Genomic DNA, 12,862 nt, shown 5'->3' on the forward strand with positions numbered 1-12,862 from the left:
AATACCAACGAACAGCCCAAAGAATGATTTCACCTTGAAAGTGCCGACCGTGGAAGGGATTCATCTGCTGTATCTCGAAATAAATAAGATATTTAGCTTATCATGTCAGCCTATTTGCAACAGTGCCCACAAATATCAGGGCAATCAGTTGCCCATAAGCATGATTTAAATGTAGGCGCTTAAATAACTTTTTATTGATATTTGACATGGTTAAAGCAGTTTATTCGTTCTGCCGAGCAGTTTAGCACGCTTTATTTTAAAACTGACTGTGCTTTAAGCACTTTCACGAAAAAGCTGGTGAAAAGAGTGCAGGCGGGTGGTTTTTTTCATACAATATGCGCACCTAGAGAAAGGTGCAAATAATGAGTAATACCACCCCTGATTTCCAAGCCGATGAATTTCTATTAGATCATTATGTGGGCAAAACACCATTGGTACGCTTGCAGCGTCTTGCAAGTCATACCCAAGCCACGGTGTTGGCCAAATTGGAAGGCAACAATCCGGCAGGTTCAGTCAAAGACCGCCCAGCGTATAACATGATTATGCAGGCGGAAAAGCGCGGTCAGATCAAACCGGGTGATACCTTGATTGAAGCCACCAGCGGAAATACGGGGATTGCACTGGCCATGGTGGCTGCCATGCGTGGTTATCAGATGAAACTGATCATGCCGAATAACATGAGTCAGGAACGTAAAGATGCCATGCGTGCCTATGGCGCCGAACTGATTGAAGTGACCAAAGAACAGGGCATGGAAGGAGCACGTGACCTGGCCCTGCAAATGCAGGCCGAAGGTAAAGGTCTGGTACTGAACCAGTTTGGCAACCCGGACAATGTCGAAGCGCATTACCTGACCACCGGGCCGGAAATCTGGCAGCAAACTGGCGGTAAAATTACCCACTTTGTCAGCTCGATGGGGACCACTGGCACCATTATGGGGGTATCCAAATACCTGAAAGAAATGAATCCGGATATTCAGATTGTTGGGTTACAGCCTTCAGATGGTTCCAGCATTGCCGGTATTCGCCGCTGGCCAGAAGAATATTTACCGACCATTTTTGACCGCAGTCGTGTCGACCGGATTATTGATATTCCGCAAATTGAAGCCGAGCGGACCATGCGTAAACTGGCGCAAAAAGAAGGTATCAGTGCCGGAACGTCATCGGGTGGTGCGGTCTGGGCTTCACTGAAACTGGCAGAAGAAAACCCGGATGCGGTGATTGTCTGCATTATCTGCGACCGGGGTGACCGTTATTTATCGACCGGTTTATTTTCCGTTCAAGATCCTGAATAAACCGCCGTCAAGCTGTAGAGAAAATTATGCGTCTACCTGTGTTGGTATTTGATATTGAAACATGGACCGACCTGAAGTCGGGGGCGCATCTGTATGGTCTGGATTTGCCTGAGGCAGATCTGGAGCAGGCGCTGATGAAGCTGCGCCGTCAGGAATCGGGCATGGATTTTCAGCGTTTGCCGCTGCATGAAATTGTCTGTATTTCCGGTCTGTGGATTGATGAAACCGGCTTAATGACCCTGTTTTCTTTTAGCCGGGAACAGTATACCGAAGCCGAAATCCTGAAAAAATTTCTGTCGATTTTTGACAAGCGTCATCCGACTCTGGTGAGCTGGAACGGTTCGCAGTTTGATTTGCCGGTGATTTTATATCGTGCCATGTATCATGGCCTGTCTGCGCCAAGTCTGTTTGATCAGGGCGAAATTGACACGCAAAAGCGCTATAATAACTACCAGAACCGCTATCATCAGCGGCATATTGACTTGATGGATGTGATGGCCATGTTTAATGGCCGGAATTTCCAGAAACTGGATGATATGGCGCATCTGCTGGGTTTTCCGGGTAAACGCGGTGAAGCCGGTTATCATGTGCCGGAATATATCCGCGCCGGTGAATGGCTCAAACTCACCAGCTATTGTGAAGGTGATGTGCTGAATACCTGGCTGATCTATCTGCGCTGGCTCTTGCTGAAAGGGCAGTTGCAGCTGGATGATCATCGCCTGTGGGTTCAGACCACCATCCAGTATTTATCCAGCCTGCCACAGCATGGCGAGTTCCTTGCAGCCTGGCGTCAGAATGCACAAGCCACAGACTTTACTGTTGCAGATTTCCCATCTTCCACACTTTAGGTGCTCATGAAACATCGTCCATCCGCTCGTCCAGCTCAACCCCTGATCCATACCTTTCAGGTTGAGTCGCTGTCCCATGAAGGGCGCGGGATTGCACACTATGGTTCACAGCCTGAGCATCCGCAGGATAAACACGGCAAGAAGGTGTTTATTCAAGGCGCCTTGCCGGGTGAAACAGTCAAAGCACGGATTCATCATGTCACCAAACGGTTAGAAGAAGCCGACTGTATCGAACTGTTATCTGCACCTGCCGAGATGCGGGTCGAGCCGCCGTGTCCGTATTTTGGTGTCTGTGGCGGCTGCAATATGCAGCATATCCAGCTGGATGAGCAGATTCGTTTAAAACAGGATGTACTCAAGTCGCACCTGCAGCATTTTGCCGGCATTCAACCGGATGAATGGCTGACACCGTTACGTTCAACCCGGGAGGATTATCGCCGCCGTGCCCGGATCGGGGTGCGTTATTTCCCGAATAAAGACAAACTGGTGGTTGGTTTCCGGGAACGCCAGAGCAACCGGCTGACCTCAATTGACCGCTGTCTGATTCTGGACCGTGAACTCGGTTCAATCACCCGCCTGAAACAACTACTCCAAAGTCTAAAAGGCAAAGCCGACATTGGTCATGTAGAATTGGCAATGGGTGACACGGAAATTGCCCTGTTGGTCCGGCATACGGAAAAATTATCTGAGTCAGATGTCAACCAACTGCTCAAATTTGCGTTACAGAAACAATGGCAACTGTATCTGCAGCCTGCGGGACCAGACAGTGTGCAACGTGTAGATCAACCTGATCAGGCCATGCGTCTGCATTATGCACTGCCGGAATTTGAGCTGAAATTTGCTTTCCATCCGCTGGATTTTACCCAGGTAAATTCCACCGTGAATCCGCAAATGGTCAAGCTGGCATGTGATTTGCTTCAGTTGCAGGCAGGTGAGCGTGTGCTGGATCTGTTTTGTGGATTAGGCAATTTCTCTTTACCTTTGGCGCGCTGTGTCGGCGAAAACGGTACGGTGGTTGGCGTGGAAGGTTCAGATGAAATGGTGCATCGTGGTGCGGAAAATGCCCAGCTGAACGGGTTAACTCAGGTGAAATTCTTTTCACAAGATTTAACAAAAGATTTTTCGCATCATTCTTGGGCAAATCAAGGATTTGATGCATTATTGATTGACCCTCCGCGCTCCGGTGCCGAGGAAGTCATGCATTATGTGCCCAAATTTGGTGCGGCAAGAATCGTTTATGTGTCATGTAATCCGGCTACACTTGCAAGGGATGCGGGGATGCTGGTGCAACAGGGCTATCGTTTAAGCAAAGCCGGGGTGATGGATATGTTTAGCCATACCGGTCATGTAGAATCGATTGCCTTATTTGAGCAGGAAAAATCAATAAACGATTTATAGAAAATGAAGTATATAGAGGTAGGAGTAGGGTATGGTCACAGTACGTGAACAACTTCCTGGACGATTAAACGAATTGTCTGAGGAAACGACTGTAGAACATGCCGAGCAAGCACGACAGGATCTGGCAGAATGGCTGGACCGGGTTCGTGACATCTTAGATGGGGCAGCATTAGCAAAACTCGAAGAAGTTGCCACCTATACGTTACAAAAAGAGCTGGAAACGACAGTCAAGCACCGGTCCAATACCTTGTATACCGGAATTGAAATGGCCGATATTCTGGCGCATTTGCATGTCGATGAAGATACCTTGTCGGCTGCCATGCTGTACCGCAGTGTGCGTGAAGGGGTGATGACCCTGGAAGAAGTGCGTGAGCATTTCGGTGACAGCGTACATACCCTGGTCAAAGGTACCCTGTCGATGGGTAAGCTGTCCGAGCTGATTGAAAAGAATAAACGGCTGGAAGATCACTTCAATAACAACCAGCGCGAGCATCTGACCGGCATTTATAAAATGCTGATTTCAGTCACTGAAGATGTGCGTGTGGTGCTGATCAAGCTGGCCGAGCGTACCTATGCCTTACGTGAACTGACCACTGCGTCCAAAGAGCGTCAGGAACGGGTCGCGCGTGAAATTCTGACCATTTACTCGCCGCTGGCGCACCGTCTGGGCATCGCCCAGTTAAAATGGGAGCTGGAAGATCTGGCTTTCCGTTATCTGGCGCCGGACCGTTATAAAGAAATTGCGTCTTTACTGAATGAAAAACGGCTGGAACGTGAGCAATATATCCAGTTTGTAATTGATAAGCTCAAGAGTGAACTGGCGGCGCATGGCATTGAGTCGGAAATTACCGGCCGGGTTAAACACATTTATTCGATTTATCGAAAAATGAAGAGTAAAGACCTGAGCTTCGACCAGCTCTATGACATTCGTGCAGTGCGGGTACTGGTCAAAACCATTCCGGAATGTTATCACTCGCTCGGTATCGTACATCAGCTGTGGCGGCATATTCCGCATCAGTTTGATGACTACATTACCAATCCGAAAGCCAATGGTTATCGCTCGCTGCATACTGCAGTGATTGCTGAAAACAAGTCGCTGGAAGTGCAAATCCGTACCATGGAAATGCATGAAGAAGCAGAACTTGGCGTGTGTTCGCACTTTAACTATAAAGAAGGCAGCAAAACCACCGATCATTCCTTCAATCATCGTTTGCATTCTTTGCGTGCGGTGCTGGAACATTATCAGGAACGTAATGATGCCAGTGCGCATAAGTCCGATGATGAAACTGAAAACTTCGAGCAGCTGCAAGAGTTTGAAGATTTTGAAAAGATTTATGTGTTTAGCCGCGATGGGGATATTAAAGAATTACCGCGTGGCTCGACCGTGCTGGACTTTGCCTACCATGTGCATACCGAGGTTGGTAACAAGTGTTATGCCGCGCGGGTCAATCAGCGTTATGTGCCGCTGACCTATACCTTAAAAACCGGTGAACAGGTCGAAATTCTGACCAAGAAAGACCGTGAACCAAACCGTGACTGGCTGGTGAACTCACTTGGTTATATCAAGACTGCGCGGGCGCGTGACAAGTTACGCCACTGGTTCAGACAGCAGGACCGCAGCAAGAATCTGGAAATTGGCCGTGATATTCTGAATAAGGAATTGTCGCGTCTGGCGATTCACCCGAAAAGTATCGACTTGAATGATTACTGCAATCACTTTAATGTCAAACTCGGTGAAGACATTCTGATTGGTCTGGTCAATGGTGAAATCAGCCTGCATGCGCTGATTAACCAGGTTAACCGGCATATGCATCTGGATCAGGATGAACCGGAACTGGTATTAAAACCGACCCTGAATCCGCGAGCCAGCCATACCTTGTCGGCGCATGGTATTCTGATTGATGGTCTGGATAACGTTGAGCTGCATATTGCTCAGTGCTGCCAGCCGGTACATGGTGAATCCATTGCTGGTTATATTACCCTGAATCGCGGCGTCAGCATTCATAAGGTGGCTTGTCCGGATTATGTACGCATGATCAGCCAGGAGCCAGAACGTGCGGTGGAAGCCGACTGGGAAATGCAGCCAACCCGTGGTCAAAGCGTGCAGATTGTAGTGGAAGCCTATGATCGCCGTGGTCTGCTGAAAGATCTGACTCAGGTGATTTTCTCCGATCAGATTAATATTCGTCAGGTGAATACCATTTCCGAAAATGATGGTATTGCCAATATGAAGCTGTTAATTGAAGTCAAAGGTCTGGCGCAATTGTCACGTCTGCTGGCACGTTTGGAGCAGCAGCCGGGGATTATCAGCGCACGTCGTCTGGTGCAGGGCAATTAAACTTTCTTTCTTATCTTTGAAAAAACCAGTGATCTTGATCGCTGGTTTTTGTTTAGGCAGGGAATGCGTCCACACATGAGCGCACAGATCATTCTAGAATTGGCCCATCTGGCACAGATTGCACCGCAGCAGCCGGCGCTGGAGCGTAAAGCGCACATCCAGCAGCAAAAGCAGGCCATTTATGCTTTTCGTAACCAGCGCCTATCGGCCTATTTAAACGCGCCAATCTGCTCGGATGATTTTGCCCGTACTGCGTATGGCAAGCCGTTTTTACCTGCGTATCCGCAGTTGGCCTTGAATCATAGCCACAGCCGTCAGCATTATGCGCTGGCCTATAGCGAGCAGCTGCAAGATGTTGGGGTGGATGTTGAGGATCTGGATCGCAAGGTGCGCTTTGAGAGTCTGGCCAGGCACATGTTTCATCCGGCTGAATGGGAATTGTGGCAGGCTTATGGCCAGGAGACAGATTACTGGTTTAAGGTCTGGACCACCAAGGAGGCTGTTCTGAAAGCGTCAGGGCTGGGTATTCGCATGAGCCTGAACCAGCTGAATAGCGGGGTTCATCCGCATCAGCAGGGTGGATTCTGCCATCATGAGGGCTTGGGTACGTTTGCCTATCAGCATCTGAAGATTGGTGGCTGTATGCTGACCGTAGCCTGGCGCTCTGAACGTTCCTGCAAGGGATTTCAGTTTCCCAAGCTGCAACTGATCCGCCATTAAAAAAGCCCATCCGGAGATGGGCTTTTGCTGGTATGGGAGGGATAAGAATTAAGGAATTTCTTCCTCTTCAAATTCCGGTTTTACCTGCACAATAAAGTCTTGACGGTTCAGACCACGCCACAGTGCAAAGGCGGTACCAATATAAATCGAAGAATAAGTCCCGACAAAGACACCGACAAACATGGCAATCGAGAACCATTTCAGGCCATCACCGCCCATCAGCATCATCGCCACCACCACCAGTAACAGTGTCATCGAAGTGTGGATGGTACGACGTAAGGTTTCGGTTAAGGCAATATTGACCACTTCCAGCGGCGAAGCGCCACGAATTTTACGGAAGTTTTCACGAATACGGTCCGAGACTACAATGTTATCGTTGAGCGAGAAGCCGATAATTGCCAGCAGGGCTGCCAAAACGGTCAGGTCAAATGGCCATTGCATCATCGCAAAAATACCCACAGTCACGATAATATCGTGGAACAGGGACAGCACCGCACCCATCGCCAGTTTAAACTCGAAGCGGATGGTGACGTAAATCAGCATCAGGATCAGTGCCAGTGCCACGGCACCTGCAGAACGTACATACAGCTCGTTACCGACCTGACCGCCGACCACATCAACCTTGGTCACATCGGCGCTGTTGCCCGGCAATTGTGCCGCTGCGGTAATGGTCTGGGTCAGGTCTTCGACTTCAATCTCGTCCTGCACCGGCATACGCACCATCAGGTCACGTTCAGAACCCAGGGTTTGTACCACTGGATCACGGAAACCGGCCTGCGTCAGGGCAGAAGAGACATCGCTGGCTTTCACCGGATTGCTGTAGTTCAGCTCTGCGGCAATACCGCCGGTAAAGTCCAGACCCAGATTTAAGCCTTTGGTGGCAATAAAGAAGATGCTGGCCACGGTTAAAATGATCGAAAGCAATGCCGCCGGCAACGCAATCTTCATAAACGGAATGACGCGCTCATCATCCGGACGGCCGTATTTTTTCGGATTCAGTTGAGTATTCTCAGTCATCATCGATCTCCTTAAATGCTCAACTTTTTCAGGTTACGGCGTTTGCCATAAATGATCTGTACAATCGCACGGGTTACGGTAATGGCCGTAAACATCGAGCAGACAATACCAATCATTAGGGTCACGGCGAAGCCTTTAATCGGACCGGTACCAATCGCGAACAGAATGAACGCCACCAGGAAGGTGGTTAAGTTCGAGTCGAAAATGGTGTTATAGGCCCGGTCATAACCAGCCACAATGGCCTGTTTCGGTGAGGCCCCCCATTTGATCTCTTCCCGTATTCGCTCACAAATCAGGACGTTGGCATCGACCGCCATACCAATGGTAATGACGATACCGGCAATACCCGGTAAGGTTAAAGAAGCACCAATCCATGACATCACTGTCAGGATCATCGCCAGGTTAAACACCAGCGCGAAGTTGGCAATCACACCAAACAGACGGAAGAACACCACCATCCAGATCGCAACCAGAATAAAACCGATCTGGGTCGAGGTTACGCCCTTGTCGATATTTTCCTGACCCAGACTAGGACCAATCACACGTTCTTCAACGAAGTACATTGGCGCAGCCAGGGCACCGGCACGTAGCATTAATGCCAGTTCAGCCGCTTCTTGCGGTGAATCCAGACCGGTAATCCGGAACTGTGAACCCAACACTGCCTGAATGGTCGCGGCGTTGATCACTACAGATTCTGTATATGGGGTACGCACTTCAGTCTGGACGCCGGTTTCCGGATCAGTTACATAGCTGATGCGCTGCTTGTTCTCAATGAACAGAACCGCCATACGTTTACCGACCGCATTACGGGTCGCGTCTGCCATCAGCTTACCGCCTGCAGAGTCGAGGGTAATATTTACCTCGGCACCGCCAGTATCCTGACTAAAGCCACTCGATGCATTCTGTACGCGCTCACCGGTTAAAATACGGCTACGGTTCAGCAGCAACTGACGGCCACTGTCGAGCGATTCAAAGGCAAAGGCTTCAGTGCCCGGTGGTAAGGTCTGGCTGCTGAGCTGACCGGTATACGGGTCAATATGCTGATCATTCAGATCAGAGACCAGACGGAATTCCAGGTTCGCAGTACGACCCAGAACACGCTTGGCTTCAGCGGTATCCTGTACACCCGGCAATTCCACCACAATACGGTTGCTGCCTTGGGTTTGTACCAGCGCTTCGGCCACACCTAACTCGTTAATACGGTTACGTAGCGTGGTCAAGTTCTGGTTTACGGCATAGGATTCAATTTCCTGCTTGCGCGTGTCGGTATAAGTCAGGCGCAACATGGCACCATCTGTGGTGGCCAGTGCCTGCTGGTTAAACTCGTTACCGTTACGGCGCAAGAAGTCCATTACGGCTGAGCGGTCATCATTGTTAGCGAACTGCACGGTAATGGTGTTGTTATTCAAAGACAGGCTGTTGAATTTCAGCTTGTTGTCGCGCAGTTGGCGACGCAGGTCAGTCGCAGAGGTTTCCATGCGCTGGCTGATGGCCTTGTCCATATCCACTTCCAGCAGGAAGTGAACACCACCACGCAAGTCCAGACCCAGTTTCATTGGCTTGGCGCCAATTTTCTGTAGCCATTCAGGAGTGGTTGGCGCCAGGTTGAGGGCCACGACATAATCATCACCCAAGCCCTGACGTAATGCATCTTTGGCTTTAAGCTGTGCTTCGCTTGAGTCCAGACGCAACAGGGCTGCGTTATTGGTAAAGCTGTTGTCATGGCTGGCAATATTTTCTGATTTTAGAATTTGCTCTGCTTTTTGTACGATGCTTTGGTCAATTTGGGTACCGGCTTTGGCCCCAGAAATCTGAACCGCAGGTTCATCTGGATACAAACTTGGCAGGGCATATAATGTACTCACCACCAGAACCACAAGGATGAGTAGATATTTCCATGCTGGGTAACGCATTTAATTTTCTTCTTAAAATGAAAAAGTCGTGCGGGCGCACGACTAATTTTTGATTAAAGGTTGTTTAATGTGCCTTCAGGCAGAACTGAAATCACACTGGCACGCTGAATTTTTACTTCTACGCCGCGGTTCAGTTCAACCACTGCAAAATCACCTTCAAGTTTGGTGATTTTGCCCATCAGGCCACCAGCAAACACCACTTCGCTGCCTACGCCCAGGCTGTCGATCAGGGCGCGGTGTTCTTTGGCACGTTTTGATTGCGGGCGCCAAATCAGGAAGTAGAAAATTGCAATAAATACTGCAATCATCAAAAGGTTAGCAACCATGCTTGGTTGTTGTGCAGCTTCACCTGCTGCGTGAGCAGTAGAAATAAAAAGGCTCATTTCATTTTCCTAAACTAAAAACTGGAATCAATAACATTGATAATAAATTGACTTGTTCTGCAATTTACCCTGTCTTTTTCTTCAGCGCAAATACTGAAAAGATTAATCTTGCGGACAAGGCGGCACATCCAGACCGCGACGGGCGTAAAAGTCCTGTACAAAGTCATCAAAAGTGCCATTGTCCAAGGCATTACGGATATCTTGGGTAAAGCGTTGGTAATAGCGCAGGTTGTGGATGGTACCGAGCATTGAACCGAGCATCTCGCCGCATTTTTCCAGATGGAACAGGTAGGCGCGGGTAAAGTTCTTGCAGGTATAACAGTCACAGTGCGGATCGAGCGGGCTCTGGTCATGACGGTATTTGCTGTTACGAATCCGTACCAGACCATCGGTCACGAAATAATGACCATTACGGGCATTCCGGGTTGGCATTACGCAGTCAAACATATCCACCCCGCGGCGAATCCCTTCCACGATATCTTCCGGTTTGCCGACACCCATCAGGTAACGCGGTTTATCTTCCGGCATTTTGTTCGGCAGATAATCCAGCACCTTGATCATTTCTTCTTTCGGTTCACCCACCGACAGACCGCCAATGGCATAGCCATCAAAACCGACTTCTAGCAGACCATTTAAAGATTCATCACGTAAATCTTCATACATCCCGCCCTGAATAATCCCGAACAGGGCATTTTTATTTTCAAGGACATTGTGATGATGTTCTTTACAGCGTTTGGCCCAGCGTAATGACAGCTGTAAGGACTTTTGTGCTTCTTCATGGGTCGCTGGATACGGCGTACATTCATCAAAAATCATGACGATGTCCGAGTTCAGGACCTTCTGGATTTCCATGGAAATTTCTGGAGAAAGGAATACTTTGGAGCCGTCAATCGGTGAACGGAAAGTCACGCCTTCTTCTTTAATCTTGCGCATGGCGCCCAGACTAAAGACCTGGAAACCGCCAGAATCGGTCAGAATCGGCTTGTCCCATTTCATGAATTCGTGCAGGCCACCATGTTCTTTAATGACATCCAGACCCGGACGCAAATACAGATGGAAGGTGTTGCCTAAAATAATTTGTGCTTGAATGTCTTCAATATCACGCGGGAGCATGCCCTTAACGGTGCCATAGGTTCCGACAGGCATAAACACGGGGGTTTCCACCACACCATGTTCAAGAGTTAAACGACCACGACGGGCGCGACCCGATTGGCCTAATTTTTCAAACTTCATACAGGTTCCAAATCAAGGCGAAAAAACAGTTCGCTGATTGTTTGCGCTAAAAGTTCATCATTTTCCTAGATTCTGCCGTGAATTGCTAGTTTTGATGCGTTTTCTTGGGTAAATATTGTGGAGGAAAATCATGGTAATTACATGGCATAAAACTGCTGAATCCGTTGCTGGATTTCATCTTTCGGGAGGGCAAACAGGCCCTGTTCATTACTGTCCATGGCGGCAATCGAGTGAATCAGACGCTGGATATACAGATTGCTGTCAATAAAGCCCGGTTCTAGCGTCAGCAAATAGGCGGCGTGGGCTATTTCCAGGTAATCATAAGGTTCAATTTCCAGCAGCTGCGCCAGATCAATCAGCAGGTCTTTATCAATCTGCTGTAATTTTATCGCTGGTGGATGGGATGAAGCATCCAGCAGAGCAGGGCGCTGTTGATGGGCCAGAAATTCTGCCAGTAAGGGGCTCTGCGTATTCAGCAGCCGTGCAGAGTCCGCTGTCATTTGTGGCTGTTTGGCCACCTGCATAAAAAACACCATTGAACTCAGGTCCAATCCATAGGCATTCGACAAGGCGTGTCGGGCTTGCTGAAACACATTCAGCAAAACCTGTAGGTGGTTCTGTTGCGTGGAATCATACTGCTGAGCCAGTGGATGCCCAAAAATATGACATTGCTGAAAGTAGTCTGTGAACAGGCGTTTAAACTGATTCAAATGCTGCTGATGCGGCTGGCTGCGATAGCGCCATTTCTGGGCCGACCATTTGTCATGGTCTGACAGATACTGGGCCGGATCTTCCTGCTCGCTAAACAGGCTGCGCCGGGTGGAAATGGCCAGATATTCAAAACCCAGATATTCATTCAGTACCAGGGCGCAGGCATAAATCTGGTCCTGTTCATACTGCTCATAAAGTTGAAAAAACTCGTGAATGAGTGCCGCTTGAAAGCTCTGCAGATGTTCTAACATGGTCGGGACTAACTTTTTTATTTTTAATCATGCTGTGGTAATGCCTGAGCTATTGTTGATATTTTGCTCAGTGTTCTGATTGTGACAAAGCGCAGCCAAATGTCAACCGGATGTCATCTGCGCGGGGAAAATCTCGCTGTAATCACGACAGGCGGTTTGACATTGAATCAAGAGGTCATCTTGGTTTTAAAAATTCGGGCGATACTCAAAGCCTTGCTGCATGCTTGGATCACGGAACGGGCGAATGGCTTTTTTGCCCAAAGTTAAGGTGTTAATGATGTTGTTTGGGAAAATCTGAATCTGGTTATTAAACAGCTCGACATTGCGGTTAAAAATGGTAATCGCAGCACCGACATTTTCATTCTGTTCTTCAATTTCGTGCATCATTTTTAAATAGATGTCATTGGCTTTCAGCTCAGGATAGTTCTCGACCACCACGTTTAGGTTGTGCAGCAGCTCTTTACTCAAACGCTCAATATGTTGCAGCTGGGCGCTGTCGGTACTGTCCAGTTTCAGGTTTAACACGTTCTGGCGCAGTTCAGTCACTTTGGCCAGCGTGCCCTGTTCAAAACTGGAATATTGCTCCACCACTGGAATCAGCTGTTCCAGAATCTTGACTTTCTGGCGCTCATAACTGGTGACATCAGCCCAGGCACGAATACTGGCATTGTGATAACGCACAATATTGTTGCGAATCAGAATCCCGATAATCAGCATGGCCAGAATGATAGCCAGAAAAATCATCAATCCCATAGAAA

Annotated in this window: 11 protein-coding genes and 1 pseudogene; 5 read left to right on the forward strand and 7 right to left on the reverse strand. The window is 48.7% G+C overall.

Features of this window, described 5'->3' with window-relative positions:
• Positions 1–127: 127 nt before the first annotated feature.
• Positions 128–208 (reverse strand): annotated as a pseudogene (locus FTU54_RS15385) (hypothetical protein); the annotation flags it as partial.
• Between the two features lie 154 nt (positions 209–362).
• Here FTU54_RS15385 and cysM point away from each other — a divergent pair.
• The 5 genes from cysM to FTU54_RS12090 all read left to right on the forward strand — a co-directional run bounded on the left by cysM (position 363) and on the right by FTU54_RS12090 (position 6,596).
• Positions 363–1,292 (forward strand): cysteine synthase CysM, encoded by a 930-nt coding sequence (gene cysM / locus FTU54_RS12070; RefSeq protein ID WP_005180080.1) that lies wholly within the window; start codon positions 363–365, stop codon positions 1,290–1,292.
• Positions 1,293–1,318: 26 nt separating this feature from the next.
• Positions 1,319–2,140, forward strand: coding sequence for a 3'-5' exonuclease (locus FTU54_RS12075; RefSeq protein WP_160240987.1), 822 nt, complete (start codon positions 1,319–1,321; stop codon positions 2,138–2,140).
• 6 nt (positions 2,141–2,146) lie between these two features.
• The gene (rlmD, locus tag FTU54_RS12080) at positions 2,147–3,538 is read left to right on the forward strand and encodes a 23S rRNA (uracil(1939)-C(5))-methyltransferase RlmD (protein WP_160240988.1); all 1,392 of its coding nucleotides are present in this window, start codon (positions 2,147–2,149) and stop codon (positions 3,536–3,538) included.
• Positions 3,539–3,569: 31 nt separating this feature from the next.
• On the forward strand, positions 3,570–5,876 hold the full coding sequence (locus tag FTU54_RS12085) for a bifunctional (p)ppGpp synthetase/guanosine-3',5'-bis(diphosphate) 3'-pyrophosphohydrolase (protein WP_045796610.1): 2,307 nt from the start codon (positions 3,570–3,572) through the stop codon (positions 5,874–5,876).
• A 75-nt stretch (positions 5,877–5,951) separates the two neighbouring features.
• Entirely contained in the window at positions 5,952–6,596 is a 645-nt protein-coding gene (locus tag FTU54_RS12090; RefSeq protein ID WP_168399792.1) for a 4'-phosphopantetheinyl transferase superfamily protein, read from the forward strand.
• A 48-nt stretch (positions 6,597–6,644) separates the two neighbouring features.
• On the opposite strand, the gene secF is transcribed toward FTU54_RS12090, so the two are convergent.
• From secF to FTU54_RS12120, 6 genes are all read right to left on the reverse strand, one after another.
• Positions 6,645–7,616 (reverse strand): protein translocase subunit SecF, encoded by a 972-nt coding sequence (gene secF / locus FTU54_RS12095; protein ID WP_171065090.1) that lies wholly within the window; start codon positions 7,614–7,616, stop codon positions 6,645–6,647.
• Positions 7,617–7,624: 8 nt separating this feature from the next.
• Positions 7,625–9,526 carry a protein translocase subunit SecD gene (gene secD, locus FTU54_RS12100; protein WP_016658621.1) on the reverse strand — a complete coding sequence of 634 codons (1,902 nt, stop codon included), beginning with the start codon at positions 9,524–9,526 and terminating at the stop codon, positions 7,625–7,627.
• Between the two features lie 53 nt (positions 9,527–9,579).
• Positions 9,580–9,909: a preprotein translocase subunit YajC gene (gene yajC / locus FTU54_RS12105; RefSeq protein ID WP_005180065.1), complete on the reverse strand. Its 330-nt coding sequence runs from the start codon at positions 9,907–9,909 to the stop codon at positions 9,580–9,582.
• A gap of 102 nt (positions 9,910–10,011) precedes the next feature.
• A complete protein-coding gene (gene tgt, locus FTU54_RS12110) occupies positions 10,012–11,142 on the reverse strand; it encodes a tRNA guanosine(34) transglycosylase Tgt (protein ID WP_045796613.1) in 1,131 nt (376 codons plus the stop codon).
• Between the two features lie 137 nt (positions 11,143–11,279).
• Positions 11,280–12,104: a DUF4303 domain-containing protein gene (locus FTU54_RS12115; protein ID WP_104495223.1), complete on the reverse strand. Its 825-nt coding sequence runs from the start codon at positions 12,102–12,104 to the stop codon at positions 11,280–11,282.
• A 186-nt stretch (positions 12,105–12,290) separates the two neighbouring features.
• Positions 12,291–12,857, reverse strand: a complete 567-nt coding sequence (locus tag FTU54_RS12120; RefSeq protein WP_168399791.1) for a LemA family protein — start codon at positions 12,855–12,857, stop codon at positions 12,291–12,293.
• Between the last annotated feature and the right edge of the window lie 5 nt (positions 12,858–12,862).

The sequence above is a fragment of the Acinetobacter sp. YH12116 genome, assembly GCF_013418895.1.
In the GTDB taxonomy this organism is placed as follows: Bacteria; Pseudomonadota; Gammaproteobacteria; order Pseudomonadales; family Moraxellaceae; genus Acinetobacter; species Acinetobacter indicus.